Annotated in this window: 16 protein-coding genes; 8 read left to right on the plus strand and 8 right to left on the minus strand. The window is 73.1% G+C overall.

Going from position 1 to position 20226, the window contains the following annotated elements:
* Positions 1–36: 36 nt before the first annotated feature.
* Positions 37–582 carry an ATP-binding protein gene (locus tag AC529_RS14280; RefSeq protein ID WP_068757473.1) on the minus strand — a complete coding sequence of 182 codons (546 nt, stop codon included), beginning with the start codon at positions 580–582 and terminating at the stop codon, positions 37–39.
* Between the two features lie 192 nt (positions 583–774).
* On the opposite strand from AC529_RS14280, the gene AC529_RS14285 reads away from it, so the two are divergent.
* The 5 genes from AC529_RS14285 to AC529_RS14305 all read left to right on the plus strand — a co-directional run bounded on the left by AC529_RS14285 (position 775) and on the right by AC529_RS14305 (position 5740).
* Positions 775–1632, plus strand: a complete 858-nt coding sequence (locus AC529_RS14285; protein WP_068757474.1) for a helix-turn-helix domain-containing protein — start codon at positions 775–777, stop codon at positions 1630–1632.
* The gene (locus AC529_RS14290) at positions 1629–1883 is read left to right on the plus strand and encodes a DUF397 domain-containing protein (protein WP_068757476.1); all 255 of its coding nucleotides are present in this window, start codon (positions 1629–1631) and stop codon (positions 1881–1883) included. Before AC529_RS14285 ends, AC529_RS14290 begins: the two co-directional genes overlap by 4 nt.
* 593 nt (positions 1884–2476) lie before the next feature.
* The gene (locus AC529_RS14295) at positions 2477–4003 is read left to right on the plus strand and encodes an aminopeptidase P family protein (RefSeq protein WP_068757478.1); all 1527 of its coding nucleotides are present in this window, start codon (positions 2477–2479) and stop codon (positions 4001–4003) included.
* Positions 4004–4242: 239 nt separating this feature from the next.
* Positions 4243–4608 carry a DUF952 domain-containing protein gene (locus AC529_RS14300; RefSeq protein WP_068757480.1) on the plus strand — a complete coding sequence of 122 codons (366 nt, stop codon included), beginning with the start codon at positions 4243–4245 and terminating at the stop codon, positions 4606–4608.
* A gap of 286 nt (positions 4609–4894) precedes the next feature.
* Positions 4895–5740: a glycosyltransferase family 2 protein gene (locus AC529_RS14305; RefSeq protein WP_068757482.1), complete on the plus strand. Its 846-nt coding sequence runs from the start codon at positions 4895–4897 to the stop codon at positions 5738–5740.
* A gap of 35 nt (positions 5741–5775) precedes the next feature.
* Here the strand turns inward: AC529_RS14305 and AC529_RS14310 are convergent, their stop codons facing one another.
* On the minus strand, positions 5776–6708 hold the full coding sequence (locus tag AC529_RS14310; protein ID WP_068757484.1) for a serine/threonine dehydratase: 933 nt from the start codon (positions 6706–6708) through the stop codon (positions 5776–5778).
* Positions 6709–6791: 83 nt separating this feature from the next.
* Here AC529_RS14310 and AC529_RS14315 point away from each other — a divergent pair, with 83 nt between their 5' ends.
* Positions 6792–7697, plus strand: a complete 906-nt coding sequence (locus AC529_RS14315; protein ID WP_068757653.1) for a LysR family transcriptional regulator — start codon at positions 6792–6794, stop codon at positions 7695–7697.
* Positions 7698–7707: 10 nt separating this feature from the next.
* Here AC529_RS14315 and AC529_RS14320 read toward each other — a convergent pair whose 3' ends face one another.
* The 3 genes from AC529_RS14320 to AC529_RS14330 form a co-directional block, all read right to left on the minus strand.
* Positions 7708–10176, minus strand: a complete 2469-nt coding sequence (locus AC529_RS14320) for a SpoIIE family protein phosphatase (protein ID WP_068757486.1) — start codon at positions 10174–10176, stop codon at positions 7708–7710.
* A gap of 118 nt (positions 10177–10294) precedes the next feature.
* A complete protein-coding gene (locus AC529_RS14325; RefSeq protein WP_068757488.1) occupies positions 10295–10714 on the minus strand; it encodes a hypothetical protein in 420 nt (139 codons plus the stop codon).
* A 177-nt stretch (positions 10715–10891) separates the two neighbouring features.
* Positions 10892–13210, minus strand: coding sequence for an FdhF/YdeP family oxidoreductase (locus AC529_RS14330; protein WP_068757490.1), 2319 nt, complete (start codon positions 13208–13210; stop codon positions 10892–10894).
* Positions 13211–13516: 306 nt separating this feature from the next.
* Between AC529_RS14330 and AC529_RS14335 the strand changes: the two genes are divergently transcribed.
* Entirely contained in the window at positions 13517–13720 is a 204-nt protein-coding gene (locus AC529_RS14335) for a cold-shock protein (RefSeq protein ID WP_068757492.1), read from the plus strand.
* A gap of 65 nt (positions 13721–13785) precedes the next feature.
* Here AC529_RS14335 and AC529_RS14340 read toward each other — a convergent pair whose 3' ends face one another.
* The 3 genes from AC529_RS14340 to AC529_RS14350 form a co-directional block, all read right to left on the minus strand.
* Positions 13786–15012 carry an AGE family epimerase/isomerase gene (locus AC529_RS14340; protein ID WP_068757494.1) on the minus strand — a complete coding sequence of 409 codons (1227 nt, stop codon included), beginning with the start codon at positions 15010–15012 and terminating at the stop codon, positions 13786–13788.
* A 137-nt stretch (positions 15013–15149) separates the two neighbouring features.
* Entirely contained in the window at positions 15150–15839 is a 690-nt protein-coding gene (locus tag AC529_RS14345; protein ID WP_068757496.1) for an SWIM zinc finger family protein, read from the minus strand.
* Complete coding sequence (locus AC529_RS14350) at positions 15836–18823, minus strand: DEAD/DEAH box helicase (protein WP_232306739.1); 2988 nt, start codon at positions 18821–18823, stop codon at positions 15836–15838. Before AC529_RS14350 ends, AC529_RS14345 begins: the two co-directional genes overlap by 4 nt.
* Before the next feature lie 170 nt (positions 18824–18993).
* Here AC529_RS14350 and AC529_RS14355 point away from each other — a divergent pair, with 170 nt between their 5' ends.
* Positions 18994–20220 carry a DUF5685 family protein gene (locus AC529_RS14355; protein ID WP_068757498.1) on the plus strand — a complete coding sequence of 409 codons (1227 nt, stop codon included), beginning with the start codon at positions 18994–18996 and terminating at the stop codon, positions 20218–20220.
* The last annotated feature ends 6 nt before the right edge of the window (positions 20221–20226 follow it).

Raw genomic sequence — 20226 nt, forward strand, 5'->3', positions numbered from 1 at the left:
CGCTCCCACCGGCGCCCCGATCACGGCCGTGCGGTGTCAGAGGGCGGGCCAGGCGCTTCCGGCCAGGTCGTAGTCGAGGGTGAACCAGACGCGGCGGAAGGACTGGCGGCCGTCGTCGCCCCAGGAGGTGGCCAGGGCGTCCACCAGGGCCAGGCCGCGGCCGTGCTCGCGCTCGGGGTCGAGGGGGAGCACGGCCAGGTACTCGGGGTCGCGGATCGGGGTGATGCGGCCGTCGCCGGAGTCGGAGCAGGTGAGTTTCATGTGGGTGGGGGTGCGCACCACGTGCAGGGTGAAGGTGCCGCCCGCACGGCCGGAGTTGGTGTGGCGGATGGCGTTGGTGGCCAGCTCCACGCCGAGTAGGCGGAACAGGTGGACGTAGTCGGGGTCGCGTCCGGCCGCGCACGTGGCCAGGAAGGCGTGGACGAGGGGGAGGAAGGCGCGTTCGCCGCGGAACTCGAAGGAGCGGCGGGTGTAGGGGACGGGCTCGGCTGTGGTGTCGAAGTAGTGCTCCTTGCCGGGCGGGATCACCAGCCCCAGCGGGACGGTGACGGAGGGGAGCGGCGGAGGGGCGAGCAGCGGCATGGCGAACTCCTCGGAAGACGACGTGGCTGTGCGGTGAGATGCCCGTGAACAGTGCGGTTTGCGGGACAGGGACGGCAGACGCCTCATAAGTTCGGTCGACAGACAGTCCGTAGCTGTCTGACCACTCCCATAGTAAACTCAGAATCCCAATCCACAAGCGAAAAACTCAGATTCCCAAAGTTGGGATGGTTCATGGACTACCGCAGCCCCAACGTCCGTCGCCGACGTCTTGGCCAAGTCCTACGAGGACTCCGCGAACAGGCCGGGATGACACTGGAGGAAGCCGCCCAGAAGGCCAACGTGCCCCGCTCCACCCTGGGACGCATCGAAACCGCTGACGCCCGACGCCTCCGTGCGAGTGATCTTGATGCGCTCGCCGACCTCTACAAGGTGGACCAGAAGACACGCGAGGCGATGCACCAGCTCGCTCAGCAGTCCAAGGAGCGCGGCTGGTGGTCCAAGTACCGGGATGTCTTCGGCGATCAGGCGCTTCCCGACTGGGAGGCGGAGGCGTCGATGATTCGGACCTTCGAGGCGCTGACCATTCCCGGCCTGTTCCAGACTCCCGAATACGCCACCGCTGTCTTCCAGGCTGGCCGTGCCATTAGGGAAGAGGATGTGGTCCGCCGTGTCGAGGCGCGCATGAAGCGTCGCGAGATCTTCAACTGGATCAAGCCGCCGCACATGGTGGCGGTCATCGACGAAGGGGCACTGCGCCGCCTTGTCGGTGGTCCCGAGGTGATGCGTGAGCAGCTTGTTCACCTGAAGAACATGGCCCACCGTCACCACATCGACATCCAAGTACTTCCTTACGCAGCAGGAGCACACCTCGCCCTGGCCGGACCGTTCACTATCCTCGACTTCCCAAGTCCGAAAGACCAGCCGATCGTCTACGTTGGCACTGCCGCAGACGACCTGTTCCTGGAGCAACCAGACGAAATCGAGCGGTATAACGTGGCATTCAGTAACGTTCAGGGCGTGGCGCTGTCCACAGCTCTGTCGGTTGAGTTCATCGACGACGTTCTGAAATCCCTGGGGAGCGCATCATGACCGTCAGACTGGAGTTCCGGAAGAGCAGCTACAGCGCTCAGAATCAGAACTGCGTAGAGGTAGCCTCAGTGCTTCCCGACTTGCGCAAGAGCAGCTACAGCAGACAGGAACCCAACTGCGTCGAAGTCGCCCCTCTGCCTGCCCCCGGCGCAGCGGTGCGGGACTCCAAGCACCCTGGTGCCGGGTACCTCGCCTTCCCCGCCACCGAGTGGGAGGCGTTCCTCGCCACCGCGCGCCGCGGCGCACTCTGATCCGCATGGGGCTGCCGCCTGCGGGGCGGACTACAGAAGGCGGCCGTGGTTGGTGCCGGCCTTCGCCGTGAGGGGTGTGTTTCGGCCGGGGAGGCCCGGCAGCCTTCACCTCTCCCTGGGTGGGGGAGGAGTTATCACCTTTGCGCCTGTGAGTGGTTTCTCGAGGGCGCAGGGGAGAGGGCTTCCCCTTCGGGGCGGGGGAAGTGACCCCGAGCTCACGAGGGCGGGGCAGGGGCTTTCACCTTTCTGGCCGAGGGCGGCTTTCCCAGCGCCCGGGAGCGGCGGAAGGGCCTCCCCGCGGCCGGGCGGCTTCCTGGGGCGTAGGAGCTTCGCTGTCCCTCCGGTACCAGGAGTCTCCTCGGGGCTGTCGCGTCTCGTGGTCGAAGGACGCCCTGGTCGGGCGGTGGCGGTCCTCGGCCGAGGAGCTTCCCCTCCCGCGGTGGCCGTGGGGGCATGGGTGCTCGTGCGGGGAAGGCCGCCCCGCGGGCGTCGCGGCTGCCGGGAGGGCGCCCGAGCTGCCTGCTCCTAGCATGGGAAGCAGGACCGCCCCGCCGGGGTTGACACAGGGTGGAGACGTGACGAGGAGGGCAGCCGTGACCGAGCAGCAGTACTCCGAAGGACAGCGGGACCGCGACGGCCAGGAGCGGGACACGACCGCGGAACCGCAGTTCAAGGGACGCAAGAACGGCCCCTACAAGGACGTCTCCCCGGAACTCGCCGAGTGGATGCGCACCGGGTGGGCCGACACCGAGCGGCGCGACCTGGAGCCGATCGAGCAGGCCGCCTACACCGCCAAGCGGCGCGCCGCGCTCAGCGCCCGCTTCCCCGGCGAGCGGCTGGTGATCCCCGCGGGCAACCTGAAGACCCGCTCCAACGACACCGACTACCCGTTCCGCGCGGCCAGCGACTACGTGTACCTGACCGGCGACCAGTCCGAGGACGGCTGCCTGGTGCTGGAGCCGCGCGCCGGCGGCGGCCACGACGCCGCGCTGTACCTGCGGCCCCGCTCCAGCCGGGAGAACGGCGAGTTCTGGCTGGACGGGTACGGCGAGCTGTGGGTGGGGCGGCGCAACAGCCTGGCCGAGGCCTCCGCGCTGTACGGGCTGCCCACCCGCGACATCCGCACCCTGGCCGACGTGCTGCGCGAGGCCCCCGAAGCACCCACCCGGATCGTGTGCGGCCACGACGCCGGCCTGGAGGCGGTCCTCACCCTGCGCCGCTCCACGGGGGACGCCCGCGACGCCGAGGAGGCCGCGGAGCGCGACGCCGAGCTCGCGGTCTTCCTGCACGACCAGCGCCTCGTCAAGGACGAGTGGGAGATCGGCCAGCTCCAGCGGGCCGTGGACTCCACCGTGCGCGGCTTCGAGGACGTGGTGCGGGCGCTGCCGCAGGCGCAGGCCACCTCCGAACGCTACATCGAGGGCACGTTCTTCCTGCGCGCCCGCGTGGAGGGCAACGACGTCGGCTACGGCACGATCGCCGCGGCCGGGCCGCACGCCACCACGCTGCACTGGGTACGCAACGACGGCCCGGTGCGCCCCGGCGACCTGCTGCTGCTGGACGCGGGCGTGGAGACCACCACCCTCTACACGGCCGACGTCACCCGCACCATCCCCGTCAGCGGGCGCTTCAGCGGCGTGCAGCGGCGCGTCTACGACCTGGTGTACGCCGCGCAGGAGGCGGGCATCGCCGAGGTGCGGCCGGGGCGGCCGTTCCGCGCCTACCACGACGCCGCCCAGCGGGTGCTCGCCGAGGGCCTGGTCGAGTGGGGCCTGCTGGAGGGGCCGGTCGACCGCGTCCTGGAGCTGGGGTTGCAGCGCCGCTACACCCTGCACGGCACCGGGCACATGCTCGGCCTGGACGTGCACGACTGCGCGGTGGCGCGCACCGAGGCCTACGTCGACGGCACCCTGGAGCCCGGCATGGTGCTGACCGTGGAGCCGGGCCTGTACTTCCAGCCCGACGACCTGACCGTGCCCGAGGAGCTGCGCGGCATCGGGGTGCGCATCGAGGACGACATCCTCGTCACCCCCGACGGCAACCGGAACCTGTCGGCGGCGCTGCCCCGCACCTCCGCCGACGTGGAGGCGTGGCTGGCCGAGCTGCTGCCCCGCTCCTGAGGCCGCCTGCTGCCCGCGCCCCGGCGCCCGCGCGCCGGGGCGCGTCCTTTTCCCGGCAAACGGAAAAAGATTATGTAATGCGGACAAGTCCGAAACAATGGAATTCGCACGCCGGAAGTCGACACAGCCCACTGAGTGACAAACCACTCAACCGGTCTGTCCTGTGCTTTTTCAGTAAGGAGACGTCGACTTACGGCAAAATGTGCCGAACGGGGATCAAACCACGATAGAAATGTCCGGTGATCTATCACGTGGCACCGATCGAGAGATGGCGGTCCAACCCCGACCGCCCGTATGCGCCCGCCTCGCTGCAGCGGGACGGATTCATACACGGCGTCGCCGACGAGGAGATGACCCTTCGGGTCGCCAACGCGTTCTTCCGCAACCCGCCCAGTCCGGTGATCGCCCTCGTCATCGACGAGGCAGGACTCGGCGACGAGGTGGAGGTCCGCGACGAGAAAGCCGTCCCCACCCCGCCGGGATTCGACGACGGAGTCGTGTTCCGACACGTCTACGGCCCCATCGACCGCTCCGCCGTGGTGGCACTGCTCGACCTCGAACGGGACGAGCACGGCCGCTACACCGCACTCGTCCCCCGCCGCTGACCGCCACCGCACCCGCCGACCGGTTCCCCCGCACCGGGGTCTCGTGCTCCGGACGGGTTCGGGATACTTTGACCACGGCGGGAGAAGGCTTCGCCCGCGGTCCATGCGGCGTTCGGATCCGTCCGGCAGTCTTTTCTCCCGTCCCGGCAGAACCGGGGCCGGTCCCGGCGGATCCGACCGGGCGGGCGCGGTACGGCTCGACGGGCCCCGGTCCCGGCGGCGGGAACCGGAGGCGCTCCGCCGACCGGGGCCCGGCAACCGAACCAACCTGGACGATGGGGAGAAGATGAAGATCTCGGTGGTGGTGCCCGCCTACAACGAGGAGGCGGCCATCGGGCACTGCCTGGACGCACTCGTGAACCAGATCGTGCCGGTCGACGAGATCCTGGTCGTCGACAACAACTCCACCGACCGGACCGCCGAGATCGCGGAGAAGTACCGCGACCACGGCGTCCGGGTGATCCGCGAGACGGTCCAGGGGCTGATCCCGGCGCGCAACCGCGGATTCGACGAGGCCACCGGCGACATCCTGGGACGCATCGACGCCGACACCCGGGTCGAACCGGACTGGTCGCAGCGCCTCGCCGAGGCGTTCGCCGACCCGACGGTCTCGGCGGCCACCGGCCCCTCCTGGTTCTACGACGCACCGCTGCACCGCACCGGCCTGGCCGCCCAGCGCCTCTTCTGCCACCGCGTCAACCGGATGCTGTCGGGCCACCCCATGCTGTGGGGCTCCAACATGGCGCTGACCAAGGAGTGCTGGCAGGAGCTGCGCCACCACGCCTGCCCCGGCCCCGACATCTTCGAAGACCTCGACCTGGCTATCCACCTGCACCGGCTGGGCCGCAAAGTGCACTACGCCGACCGGCTGCGCGCCCCCGTCTCGGCCCGCCGCATCGCCGGGTCACTGCGCGACCTCCACCGCTACCTGCGCACCTGGCACCGCACCTACGCCCTGCACGGCCAGCGCAAGGCCGCGGTGGGCGCACGGGCCTTCAAACTCGCCGGACTGGTCTTCCTGTTCCCCTCGGTCGCGCTGATGCTGCGCGCCTACACCCCCGACGAGGGCAGGCTGTCGCTGCGCAAACTGCTCTCCCGCTCCTCCTCGGCCGAGGCGCGGCCCATCCCCTGACCCGCACCGGGCGGGCGGCGCGCGCCGCCCGCCCGCTAGTCCACGGCCCGCCAGTCGGCGTTGGCCCCGCAGACCACCACGCACGGCAGCTCCCCGGGGACCCGCCCGGCCAGCCACGCCGCCAACGGCACGGCCGCGGCCGGCTCCGCCGCGATCCGGAACTCCTCCCACAGCAGGTCCCGCGCGGCCAGGATCTCCTCGTCCGACACCAGCGCCGTGGCCACACGCCGACCGCGCACCACCGCGAACGGGACCTCGCCCACCCGGGAGGCGCCCAGCGCCGAGGCCGCCACCGAGTCCACGGGCGCGTCCACCGGTCCGCCCGCCGCCAGCGCGGCGTGCAGGCTCGCGCAGCCGTGCGGCTCCACGCCGACCGCGGTACGCTCCTCGCCGATGCCCAGGCTCACCCCGGCGAGCAGCCCGCCGCCGCCCACGGCCACCGCCACGGCGTCGCACTCGGGCGCGTCGGCGACGATCTCGTAGCCGATCGTGCCCTGCCCCGCCACCACGTCCGGGTCGTCGAAGGCGTGCACGTAGCGCACCCCCTCGTCGGCGGCGCGCGCCAGGGCCGCCGACGCGGCCGCGGCGTAGTCCCGGCCCGCGCGCACCACCTCGGCCCCGGCATCGCGCAGCCGCCGCTCCTTGACCCCGGGGACGGTCTCGGGCACGTACACGGTGGCCGCCACGCCGAGCATCCGGGCGGCCGTGGCCACCCCCAGGCCGTGGTTGCCGCCCGACGCGGTGACCACCCGCCCCGCGGCCCCGCCCGCCAGCAGCGCGTTGAGCGCGCCGCGCAGCTTGAACGCGCCCGTGGCCTGCAGGTGCTCCAGCTTCAACAGCAGGGGGCGGCCGTGCAGGCTCGCCCGCAGCAGCGGGGTACGACGCAGGTACGGGGCGGTGCGCTCGGCGGCCCGACGCACGTCGAGGGCCGTGGGAACCGGACGGGGCACGGTGATGCTGGACGTCATGGTTCCACTCTGCCCCCGACACACGTTAAGTTAAAGTTGCCTTTTCTAAAGATGTTTAAGTAATTCTTATCTTTGGGGGTGTGGTGCTCGACGCCAACCGGCTGCGGGTCCTGGTGGAGGTGGCACGCGCGGGATCGATCACGGCGGCCGCCGAACGCCTGTCCTTCACCCCGCCCGCGCTCTCCCAGCAGCTCGCCAAACTGGAACGGGAACTCGGCTGCGTCCTGCTGGAACGCGGCCGCAACGGGGTGCGCCTCACCGAAGCCGGACGGGTCCTGCTCGACCACGGCGAACGCGTCCTGGGGGAGCTGCGCGACGCCGAACGGGCCGTGCGCGCCACCCTCGGCCAGCACCCGCCGACCCTGGCCCTGGGCGCGTTCGCCAGCGCCGGAAAGACCCTGCTGCCCGGCGCCCTCGCCGCCTTCCGCCACGCCCACCCGCACGTGCGCCTGGCCCTCAGCGACGTCGAACCCCCCGACGGCTACGGCCCCGTCACCTCCGGCGACCTCGACCTGCTCATCACCCACCGCTACCCCGGAACCGAACTGCCCCCCGCACCCGGACTGCACCGCGAACCACTGCTCACCGACCCGCTGCTGCTGGTCCTGCCCGCCACCCACCCCGCCGCCCACCGGCCCCGCCTCACCCTCGCCGACCTCGCCGACGAAGAATGGATCTGCGGCGCGCCCGGCATCCACAACCGCATCGCCCTGGACACCGCCGCACAACAGGCCGGAGTGGACGTCACCGTCGCCTACGAGACCCGCGACTACGAGGTCACCCTCGCCCTCATCCGCGCCGGCGTCGGCATCGGCCTGGTCCCCGCCACCATCCTGCGCTCCCACCCCGAAAAAGGCTGGAAGGCCCGCCGCCTGCACGGCACCGACCTGGCCCGGCAGATCTTCGTCGTGCACCGGCCCCGCCTGCACGACCCGGTGCCCGCCATGGTCGCCACCCTGCGCGAGGCCGCCCGCACCGCCCTGGACTGAACCGCCCCGCTCACGCCGGGACAGGCTGCCGGTCCGGCAGATCCTGCTCGGCCCAGATGGTCTTGCCGTCGCTGCGGTGCCGCGTCCCCCAGCGCCGACTGAGCTGCGCCACCAGGAACAGGCCGCGCCCGCCCTCGTCGAAGGTGCGCGCCCGCCGCAGGTGCGGCGCCGTGTTGCTGGCGTCCGACACCTCGCAGATCAGCGTCCCGTCCCTGATCAACCGCAGCTCGATAGGCGCCCGCGCATACCGGATGGCGTTGGTCACCAGCTCACTCACCACCAGCTCGGTGGTGAACGACAACTCCTCCAACCCCCACTCGGCGAGCCGCTCCGACGCCCAGGACCGCGCCTCGCCCACCACCGCCGGATCCGCGGGCAGGTCCCGGGTGGCCACCCGGTGCGCGTCCAGGGCACGCGTCCGCGCCACCAACAGCGCCGCGTCGTCGGGAGCACCCCCCGGAAGCATGGTGCGCACCACCGCGTCGCACACCCCCTCCAGCGTCTGCGCCGGACGGGCCAGCACACCGCGCAGCCGCTCCAACCCCAGCCGCATGTCGTGGTCCTGCGCCTCCAACAGCCCGTCGGTGTAGAGCACCAGCAGACTGCCCGACGGCACCTCGAACTCCACCGACTCGAACGGCAGCCCGCCCACCCCCAGCGGCGGCCCGGCAGGCACCTCCACGAACTCGACCCGCCCGTCGGGATGCACCACCGCGGGCGGCGGATGCCCCGCCCGCGCCATCACACAACTGCGCGACACCGGGTCGTAGATCGCATACAGACACGTCGCGCCGATCTCCGACATCAGGTCCAGCCGCTCCTCCGTCGCCGGCGAAGGGTGGGACACCTCCTCCGCGTTCAGATGCGTCACCAGGTCGTCCAGGTAGGTGAGCAGCTCCTCCGGGGCCAGCTCCACGTCCGACAGCGCCCGCACGGCCGTACGCAGCCGCCCCATCGTCGCCGACGCGTGCAGGCCGTGCCCGGTCACGTCCCCCACCACCAGCGCCACGCGCGCCCCCGACAACTGGATGACGTCGTACCAGTCGCCGCCCACACCGAACCGGAAACCCGCAGGCAGGTAGCGGGTGGCGACCTCCACCGCCGAGTTGTGTGGCAGCCGCTGCGGCAGCAGGCTGCGTTGCAGGGTCAGCGCCGCGGTGCGCTCCCGCGAGTAGCGGCGCGCGTTGTCGATACGCACCGCCGCCTTGACCGCGATGTCCTGGGCCAGCAGCAGGTCGTCGTCGGTGAACGGCGTGGTGCGCTCATGCCGCATGAGCAGGGCCAGCCCGAACAGCTTGCCGCCGATCAGCAGCGGAAGCATCATCAGCGACTGCACCCCGTGGGTGCGCAGCGCCGACCCCTGCCCGGGCTTCTCCTCCAACCACCGGGCCAGACGCGGGTCGTCGATCCGGTACCGCACCGGGCTGCGCCGCGCCAGACAGTCCCCGATCGGCGAGTCCAACGGATAGTCGAACAGGTCGCCCGGAGAGGGAACCCCCTCCAACGGCCCCTCCAGCACCGAGTGGCGGGCCAGACAGCGCAACCCCACCGGATCGGGCAGCGGCGCGAACGTCGGCTCCGCCCCCTGGTACACCGACTCCAGCAGCGACACCACCACCGAGTCGGCGAACCGGGGGACCAGCACCTCCGCGGCCTCCTCCGCGGTGCGCGCCATGTCCAGAGTGGTGCCCAGACGCGTGTTGGCGTCGTCCAGCACGGCCAGGCGGCGGCGCGCCCAGTGCTGCTCGGAGTTGTCGAGCACCGTGCAGGCCACGCCGTGGATCCGCCCCGCAGGATCCCGCAGCGGCGCGAAGAACACCGTCCAGGCGCGCTCGCGGCCCCCCTCGCCCACTTGACCGTGGACCTCGTGGCGCACCATCCGCCCCGTGCCCAGCGTCTGCTCCACCAGCCGGTCGAACTCGGCGAAGACCGCCAGCGGGACCAGCTCCCGCAGCCGCATCCCCACCGCCTGCTCCGCGGAGATCCCCGAGATACGGACCATGGCCTCGTTCATCTCCGCGATCCGCCCCTTGTGGTCCAACAGCGTCACCGGCAGCGGCGACTGGGCCAGGGCCCACTCCCGCAGCAGCGGCAGATCGGCGTCGTCCACGGCCGGCAGCGACTCCACGGAGAGATTCGGACGGGTGACCGTCAGATGCCACTGGAGCGACCCCTGCCCCCCGAAAAGCGGCTGGGCGTACAACCGCAGCCGCAGCGGGGCGCCGTCACGGTCGTGCACGGACACCTCCCCGGTCCACGCCGCCGGATACCGCGCGAAGTCGACCGGCGCGGACGCCCCCAGACCGAACACCTCGACCACCGGACGGCCCACAGCCTCCTCGGGCGAGTAGCCGAACAGCCACTGGGCCCCCGCACTCCACGCCAGCACGGTGCCGTGCCCGTCCACCGTGGCCGAAACCGTACTCCCACCGGGAGTCGGTCCGTAGGAGGCATCCCCGAAGGTGTTGTCGCTGTCCATGCCTCACCTCGCTGACGCCGATCGCCGAGCCGCCGCCTCCCAGGCAACTTCCCAGATCAGGGCGGATTCACCGGAGACGGTCCGATCCGCGGCCACAACCGACCCGGCCCGCGCCGCCTCACGCGGCCAGTGCCGGCACGGCCGAGCACACCCCGCCCCACCCGCCCCGGGCGACCACGAGCACGGGAGCGGCCACCCGCACACCCCCGGCCGCCGCGTCGAGGAACACACCGCCCGCCCCCACGTCCACCCGGTGCCCCGGCGGCGCGATCCGCCCCGCCAGCTCCGTCACGGCCGACAGCACCTCCTCGGCCGAGGACGCACGCCCCGGCAGGACGGCCAACGCCTCGCCCCGGCTGATCAGCGGCAGCCACAGCCGGGAGGCGACCGGCTGCACGGACACCAGGTAGCGGTCGTGCCAGGCCGCGCACAGCGCCGCCTCGCCCGGGCAGCGGCCCACAGCGGCGTCACCGACCAACGCGATGATCCCCACGGCGAAGGCGTCGAGACGGAACGGTCGCAGAGCGGTCGCGGACATCGTCGTCCTCCACACGGAACAGCCGGGCACCCTCCTCGGCACCCCCACCGGCTCTGATGCGCACACAACGGCCCGAGGGCGCACCGTGGCCGCACCCGGCCACCGCGCGCCCTCCTTCGCGGTTACCCACCAGGCCCGCCCCGAACCGGGACGCCGCGCAAAAACGCGGCCCGCGGATCAGGCCGACGCGGGCAGGCCGCTGTCCGGCTCGAACCGCACCACCACCGACTTCGACGTGGGAGTGTTGGACACCTCGGCCGTGGAGTCCAACGGCACCAGCACGTTGGTCTCCGGGTAGTAGGCGGCCGCGCACCCCCGCGCCGTCGGATAGTGCACCACCATGTAGTGGGCGGCGCGCCGCTCCACCCCGTCGGGCCACTCGCTGACGATGTCGGTGTAGGACCCGTCGGCCAGCCCCAGCTCCGCGGCGTCCTCCGGGTTGACCAGCACCACGCGGCGCCCGTTGCGCACCCCCCGGTACCGGTCGTCCAGCCCGTAGATCGTCGTGTTGTACTGGTCGTGCGAGCGCAGCGTCTGCAACAGCAGCCGCCCCTCAGGCACCCGCAGCACCTGCGTCGGGTTCACCGTGAAATTCGCCCTGCCGGTGGCCGTGGGAAAACGGCGCTCGTCGCGCGGCGCGTGCGGCAGCGTGAACCCGCCCGGGCGGCGCACCCGCGCGTTGAAGTCCGCAAACCCCGGCACCACCCGCTCGATACGGTCACGGATCAGGTCGTAGTTGCCGGCGAACTCCTCCCACGGCACCGGGTCGTCCTCGCCCAGCACCCGCCGGGCCAGACCCGCCACGATCGCCACCTCCGAACGCATCTGGTCCGACAGCGGCTGCACCGACCCGCGCGAGGCGTGCACCATGCCCATGGAGTCCTCCACGGTCACGAACTGCTCCACCCCGCCCGACAAGTCCCGGTCGGTGCGGCCCAGCGCGGGCAGGATCAGCGCCCGCGCCCCGGTGACCACGTGCGACCGGTTCAACTTCGTGGACACGTGCACCGTCAGCCGGCACCGCCGCATGGCGTCCTCGGTGACCAGGGTGTCGGGCGACGCCGCCACGAAGTTGCCGCCCATCGCGAAGAACACCCGCACCCGGCCGTCGCGCATCGCGCGGATCGTGCGCACCGTGTCGTAGCCGTGCCTGCGCGGCGGCTCGAAACCGAACTCCGCGCCCAACGCGTCGAGGAACTCCTCGCTCGGCCGCTCGAAGATGCCCATGGTGCGGTCGCCCTGCACGTTGCTGTGCCCGCGCACCGGGCACACACCCGCACCCGGACGGCCCACGTTGCCGCGCAGCAGCAGGAAGTTGACGACCTCGCGGATGGTGGGCACCGAGTGCCGGTGCTGGGTCAGGCCCATCGCCCAGCACACCACGATCCGCCTGCTGGCCAGGATCATCGCCAGCGCCTCGTCGATCTGCTCCCGCGGCAGACCGGTGGCGGCGTCCACGTCCGCCCAGAACGCGTCGTCGTCGCCCGAGCACAGCTCCTCGGCGAAGGCGTCGAAGCCGTGCGTGTACTCGGCGATGAAGTCGCGGTCCAGCACCGAACCGGGGGAGCGCCGGTCCGCCTCCAGCATCATCCGGTTCCAGGCACGAAACAGCGCCAGGTCCCCGCCCAGGCGGATCTGCAGGAACAGGTCGGTCAGGCGGGTGCCGCCGCCGACGACGCCACGCACCTTCTGCGGGTTCTTGAACCGCTGCAAGCCCGCCTCCGGCAGCGGGTTGACCGTGATGATGCGGGTCCCGCCGCGCTTGGCCCGCTCCAGCGCCGACAGCATCCGCGGATGGTTGGTGCCCGGATTCTGCCCGGCCACGATGATCAGGTCGGCCTGGTACAGGTCCTCCAGCAGCACGCTGCCCTTGCCCACGCCCAGCGTCTCGGTCAGCGCCGACCCCGACGACTCGTGGCACATGTTGGAGCAGTCCGGCAGGTTGTTGGTGCCGAACTTGCGCGCGAACAACTGGTAGAGGAACGCCGCCTCGTTGCTGGTGCGGCCCGACGTGTAGAACGCCGCCCCGTCGGGGGAGTCCAGCGCCGCCAGCTCCTCGGCGACCAGGTCGAAGGCCCGCTCCCACGACACCGGCACGTAGTGGGTGGCGCCCTCGTCCAGGAACACCGGGTGGGTCAGCCGCCCCTGCTGGCCCAGCCAGTACCCGGACCTCTCGGCCAGCTCGGCCACCGAGTGCCGGGCGAAGAACTCGGGGGTGACGGCGCGGCGCGTGGCCTCCTCGGCCACCGCCTTGGCGCCGTTCTCGCAGAACTCCGCGGTGTGCCGGTGCTCCCCCTCCGGCCAGGCACACCCCGGGCAGTCGAACCCCTTCTTCTGGTTGACGTTCAGCAGGGTCAGCACGCCGCGGGCGGCACCCGCCTGCCGGCCGACCACCCGCAGACTGTTGACGACGGCGGGAACACCCGCGGCCGAGTCCTTGGGAGCGCCGATCTCGGGCGTGTCCTGACGGGGGTCCTCCTGCGGCGCGCGTGACATGTGTCGAGCTCTTTCCGTCTCAAATCGTCCAGTCGCGGACCCTGCGGTGAGGGCCGCCTTCCCCTCCCCACCCGGCGTGACCTGGGTGAAGGGCGCTGACCCAGGATAGTGAGCGCAGATACGGGCCGCCCAGGAGGGTCGTGTGGTAGCGTGGAACACGGGTTGCAGTCGTTGATTTCTCCTGATCGTTCGCGATCGCCCGCGGAGTGGTTGACCGGCGGGCGTTTTTCCTTGTCGAAGAAGGTTCGCAGCACCCGCAGATCCGCACGGTGCGGGTCTGGACCCGATTCGCAGAAGGAAGATCGCATGTCCCAGGGGACCGTCAAGTGGTTCAACGGTGAGAAGGGCTACGGCTTCATCAGCCAGGACACCGGAGGACCCGACGTTTTCGTGCACTACAGCAACATCGAAGGGCGCGGGTTCCGCAGCCTCGAGGAGAACCAGCGCGTCGAGTACACCGTCGCGCAGGGCCCCCGAGGCCTACAGGCCGAGAACGTGCACGTTCTCTGACCTCCGAACCCCACGGGGCCGCCCGGACCACCGGACGGCCCCGTCCGCGTCCCACCGGCGCGCCGTCAGCCCCCCGAGGCCAGCGCCCCCGCCAGGCTCGGCGCGACCGGCAGCAGCGGCAACCGCGTCGCCTGGTAGGCGTGGTACACGTCCGGCTTGCCGCTCCACGTGCCGCCCCGCGGCGGGCACAGCGACGCGTCCAGCTCGTGGTGCCAACTGCCGCCCACGGCGTCCACGAAGTACGCGGCGGCGTGGTCCCACCACTCCCGGTACCACCGCTCGTAGCGGCCCTCCCCGGTCCGCCGCCCCAGCACGGCCGCCGCCGAGATCGCCTCGGCCACCACCCAGTGCATACGGGCCCGCACCACGGGCGTGTCGTCGTAGTCCAGCGTGTAGACGAACCCCGCCGAGCCGTCCACCGACCAGCCGCGCTCCACCGCCGCGGCGAACATCGCCTCGGCGTCGGCCAGCAGCCACCCCGGAGCGTCCGGCAGCGCCGCCTCCAGGTGCACCAGCAGCCGCGCCCACTCCAGCACGTGGCCCACCGTCACCCCGTAGGGGCGGAACGGATGGGCCCGGTCCTGCGCGTTGTAGTCCGCCACCACCCGCCAGTCCACGTCGAAGTGCTCGGGCAGCCGCCAGTCGCGGGCCGCCGCCACCTCGTGCACGAAGAACCGCGCCACGCGCAGCGCCCGCTCCGCCCACACCCGCTCCCCGGTGGCGTCGAAGACCGCCAGAAACGCCTCCACCAGGTGCATGTTGCTGTTGGCGCCCCGGTAGGGCTCGTCGGCGCTCCAGTCCCGCTCCCAGCTCTCCCGGCAGCGGCCCGCCTCCTCGTCCCAGAAGTACCGCTCCACCACGTCCGCGGCCTCGGCCAGCAGCTCCCGCGCGCCCGGACGCCCGGCGACCGCGGCGCTGGCCGCGGCCAGCAGCACGAAAGCGTGCTGGTAGGCGTCCTTGCGGGTCTCGGCGGGACGGCCGCGCGCGTCCAGCGCGGCAAACCAGCCGCCGTGCTCGCGGTCGCGCAGCGGCCCCGCCAGCGCCCGCAGCCCGTGGTCGGCGAGCAGCCCCGCCCCGGGCACCCCCTCCAGGTGCGCCAACGCCGCCACGTGGGCGACCCGGCAGGTGATCCAGGTCCGCGTGCCCTGCTCCGGCACCGGCGCACCCCCGGCGTCCAGCCAGGCGAAGCCGTGCGCGGGGTGCGCTGCCGCGGACACGAAACCCAGCAGGCGCCGGGCCTCGGCGTCCAGCCAGGCCCGGTGCGCACTTCGTACGGTCCATGAGGTCGTCATGGCGTTCCCCTCGGTCGTGCGGACATCGGGACGCCGCCCTCCCTCCGTGCCGTCGGCGTGTGGGTGCGGCACGCGCACACGGCGCCGCGTGGAGGATACCGGCCGAACCGCCCCCGCACGCTCCCCGGCCGCGGCGCTCACCCAGGGCCCGCGCGGCGGCACAGCCGCGCATACAGCGGGGCCAGCGCACCGTCGGACGCGCCCGGCGCGGGCGGCCCGGCCACCGCCGGCAGCGCCGGCAGGGCAGGGGCGGCCCAGAACGCCGCGGGATCGGCGGGCAGGGGAGCAGCCGCCACCCGCACCGGCGGCACCGCGTCGCCGCCGTCGGCCGCCCGCCCGGCCCGGGCCTGCCCGCGCACCGCGGCCACCAGCGCACCCCGCTCCATCCCCCGCCACGCCGCCAGCACGAACGGGTCGGCGTCCACCCGCTCCGCCACAGCCTCCAGCACCGCCGACACGTGGTCGCACACCTCCCCCCACTCCGGGCACGAACAGGACACCACCAGCTCGTCCAGCCCCCGCGGCAGCAGCGCCAGCCCCAGCACGTCGAACACCCGCACCACCTCGACCGGCAGCCGCCCGGCGAGCAGACGGGCACGAAACAGCGGCTGGCCGCCCAACGCCGCCGCCACCGTGTCCCACTGGGCGGCATCCAGCACGGGCAGGATCAGGCTCACCCGATGCACCCGGCCGCGCGCCGCCACCCGGGCCGACACCTCGCCCGCGGTGACGCGCAGCCCCGCCACCGCGCCGACCGGCACCCGACGGGCAGCGGACAGCCCCAGCACCGCACGGAACAGACGCGACCAACCCTCCCGGCGGCTCACCCCACCACCGCCTCCGGCGACAGCCGCACCACCTCCCGCAGCTCGGCCACCGACAGCTCCGCCAGCCACTCCTCCCCGCTGCCCACCACGCTCTCGGCCAGCGCCTTCTTCCGCTCGATCAGCTCGTCCACCCGCTCCTCCACCGTGCCCACGCACACCAGCTTGCGGACCTGCACGTCACGCCGCTGCCCGATCCGGAACGCACGGTCGGTGGCCTGGTCCTCCACGGCCGGGTTCCACCACCGGTCCACGTGCACCACATGGTTGGCGGCGGTCAGGTTCAACCCGGTGCCCGCCGCCTTCAACGACAGCAGGAACACCATCGGCTCCGCCGACTCCTGGAAGCGCCGCGTCATCTCCTCGCGGCGGGACCGGGGCGTGCCGCCGTGCAGCCACAGCACCTCACAGCCCAGCACCTCCGCCAGGTAGGGGGCGAGCCGGTCCCCGAACGCGGTGTACTGGGTGAAGCACAGCGCCTTGTCGCCCACCGCGACCGCCTCGCCCAGCAGATGCTCCAGCCGCTCCAGCTTGCCGGAGCGGCCCGCCAGCGCCGAACCGTCGCCGAGGAACTGCGCCGGATGGTTGCAGATCTGCTTCAGCTTCGACAACGCCCCCAGCACCACGCCCCGCCGCCGCACGCGGTCGGCGCCGTCCAGCCGCTCGGCCATCTCGTCCACCACCGCCCGGTACAGCGACGCCTGCTCGGGAGTGAGCGTGCACCAGGCCCGCATCTCCTGCTTGTCGGGCAGGTCCGCGATGATCGACCGGTCCGTCTTGAGCCGCCGCAGCAGAAACGGGCCGACCCGGCGGCGCAGCAGGGCCGCGGCCCGCGCACCGTCCTCCCCCTCGGCCGACGCGGCCGCGAAAGCACGCTCGAACTGGGCGGCCGGCCCCAGCAGCCCCGGATTGGCGAACTCCATGATCGACCACAGCTCGCCCAGGTTGTTCTCGACCGGCGTGCCCGTCAACGCGATCCGGGTGTCGGCCGGCAGCGCACGCACCGCCCGCGCCTGCCGGGTCGTGCTGTTCTTGATCGCCTGCGCCTCGTCGCAGACCACCCGCCGCCACGGCACCGCCGCCAGCTCCTCCACGTCGCGGGACACCACCCCGTAGGTCGTGACCAGCAGGTCGGTCGACCCCAGCAGGCGGGCCAGGTCGTTGCCGTGCGGCCGGTCCGGGCCGTGGTGCAGCCGCACCCGCAGCCCGGGCGCGAACCGGGCCGCCTCACGCAGCCAGTTGCCGGTGAGCGACACCGGGCAGACCATCAGCGTCGGCCCGGACACGCCGCGGGCGCGCTCATCGGCCAGCAACGCCAGCAACTGCACGGTCTTGCCCAGCCCCATGTCGTCGGCGAGGATCGCGCCGAACCCCAGGTCGCCGAGGAAACGCAGCCAGGCCGCACCACGCCGCTGGTAGGGGCGCAGCTCCCCCTCGAAGCCGGGCGGGGTCTCCAACGGGGTCAGGCGGTGCTCGCAGTCACCGCCCAGCAGCGCGCCCAGCGCGCCGTCGGCCCGCACCGACTCCACCGGAACCGGCAGGCCGGCGGACGGCGCCACCGCCAACGCCACGGCACGGGAGCGGCGCATCCGGCCGCGGCCCCGCAGCCGCAGCAGCTCCAGGGTCCGCTGCAACGCGCCCGGGTCGACCATCGTCCACCGGCCCCGCAACCGCACCAGCGGCTGCTTGAGCCGGGCCAGCTCGGCCAGCTCCTCCAGGTCGACGCGCTGCCCGCCCAGCACCGCCTCCAACGAGAAGTCCACCAGGTCGTCCACGCCCAGGCCGCCGCGCCCCGCGGGAACACGGTCGTGCACGGTCAGCTCCAGCGCCAGCGCGGACCGGCCGCTCCACGCGGGCAGCAGCACGGTCACCCCGGCCGCGTCCAGACGGGGCGCGGCCTCCCGGACGAACGCGTGGGCCTCCCGCAGCGACAACCGCACCGTGTCGGGGGCCAGCTCCTCCACCGCCCGCGCCAGCGGGGAGAAGACCCGGGCCGCACGGTCCAGCTCGCGCAGCGCGGCCGCCTCCGCCTCGGGCCCCAGCCAGGCCCCGCCCTCCCCCCGCCACAGGTCCCGCAACGGCAGCCGCAGACTCGGATCGACCGCGGACTGCACCCACAGCTCCAGCGACCACGCGTCCCCGCCCGCCTCCTCCTCCGGCTCCACCAGGCGCAGCAGCAGCCGGGGACGGCCCACACGGTGGGCGGCGTCGAACGCCTCCCGCAGCTCCCCGGCAAGCCGCGCACCGGCACCCCGCAGCCGCGCATCCGGGCCCGTCAGCGCGGCCGTCCACGGGGCCGCTCCCGGCGGCACGGCAGAGCCGAGCCGCTCGCGCGCCACCTCGTCGACGAGCGCGCACAGCACGGCGTGCACCTGCACGTCGGCCGAGGGCGGCTCCCCCGGGTCGAGGTGGGCGTGCGCGGACGGCGGAAGAGCCGCGCACAGCTCGGCGAAGTACGCGGCGTCGGCACCGGCCAGCAGGGGACGCCAGCGCAGGCACGGCGGCACGCCCACGACCAGCGGAGCCACGCGGGCCGCGGCCACCAGGTGCTCGGCGAAGGCGTGCACCGCACACAGGTGGGCCAGGCCCGGACCGACCGCCAGGCCGTCCGCGGCGCAGTCGCGCAACGCCGCCAGCAGCCCGGCAGCACCCGCCCGCACCGCCACGCCCGCCACACGCCAGCGGCGCAGCACCGGGGACGGCACGGCGGGGCTCCCCGCGGGCGGCACCAGCGCGGGGGAGGGCAGCGGATGCCGATCGGAGCCGGGCAGGCTCACCACCAGCGACACCGGCTCGACCGCGGCGGCCGCACGACCGACCGCCCCGACCAGCGCGGCCCGCAGGGAGTCGGCGTCGGCCGAGAAAGGATGCGCAGGCACGGCGGCACGCGACCCGGTGACGGCACGGCCGGCCGAGTCCTCCGCCCACAGCACGAGCGCGCCCTCCGCCCACACCGCGTGCACCACCAGCACGGTCCACCCCCGCATCGCCTCCGCTGCCGCGCGGCACCCAGTATGGCGAGCCGCGACGACAGGACGCGCCGCAGCCGCGGACCCGGCCCACCCCGCGGAAAACACCCGGGCGGGGAACCGGCCGCACCGGGACGGGATCCAAGACAGCGGCCCCCACACCCCTCGAACGAAAGCGACGGACCGCGTTGTTCGGAATCCTGCGGCCGTGCCGGCACTCCCTGCCCGGCGACCTGGCCACCCAGTGGATGTCCCACCTGTGCGGACTGTGCCTGGCCCTGCGCGACGAGCACGGCCAGACCGCACGGGTCGCCACCAACTACGACGGCCTCGTGGTCTCGGCCCTGGCCGCCGCCCAGACCACGCCCGGCAGCAGCACCCGCACCGCAGGCCCCTGCCCGCTGCGGGGCATGCGTTCCGCCCAGGTCGCCGACGGCGCGGGCGCCAGGCTCGCCGCGTCGGTGTCGCTGCTGCTGGCCGCCGCCAAGGTCGACGACCACGTCGCCGACGGGGACGGCGTCTACGGCCGCACCCCGGTGCGCGGCGCGGCACGCCGACTCGCCCGCCGCTGGGCGGAGGACGCCCGCGCCTCCGGCCGACGACTGGGGTTCGACGCGCAAGCCCTGCTGGCCGCCGCCGACCGGCAGACCACGGTCGAGGAGGCCCTCGGCCCCGGCGACGACCTGCTCGCCGCCACCGCCCCCACCGAGGAGGCCACCGGCGAGGCGTTCGCGCACACCGCGCTGCTGGCGGGCAGGCCCGGCAACGAGGCGCCGCTGCGCGAGGCCGGGCGGCTGTTCGGCCGGGTCGCGCACCTGCTGGACGCCGTCGAGGACCAGGCGGCCGACCGCGCCCGCGGCGCGTGGAACCCGATCACCGCCACCGGAACGGACATCACCCGGGTACGGCAACTGTGCGACGACGCGGTGCTGGGCGTGCGGCTGGCCCTCGCCGAAGCCGAGTTCACCGACGGCCGACTGGTCCACGCCCTGCTGGTCCACGAACTGGACCGCGCGGTACGGCGGGTCTTCGCCGCCTCCGGACACGGGGACGAGCACCCGCACTGCTCGGCCCGCCACCCCGGCCCCCGCACCGGCACGCCGCACGAGGACGACCGCCACGACACCCGGGACAAGCCGGTCGACCAGGGCGGGTGGTGCTGCACCACGCCCCGCGCCGAGCGGCCGCCGCGGCGCCGCGGCCTGTGGGCGGGCTGCGCGGTGGCGCTGTTCATGACCTGCACCGGCCAGGTGTGCTGCCGCGACCCCTACCCCGGCCCGTGGCGGGGAGAGCCCCGCGAGGCGTGCTGCTCCTCGTGCGGGGACTGCGTCCCCGACTGCGGCTGCGACTCCTTCGGGGACTGCTGCAAGGCCTGCGGCCGATGCGACTGCGACTGCTGCCCGTGCGACTGCTGACGGTCC

The organism is Thermobifida cellulosilytica TB100 (assembly GCF_001517975.1).
Taxonomy (GTDB): domain Bacteria; phylum Actinomycetota; class Actinomycetes; order Streptosporangiales; family Streptosporangiaceae; genus Thermobifida; species Thermobifida cellulosilytica.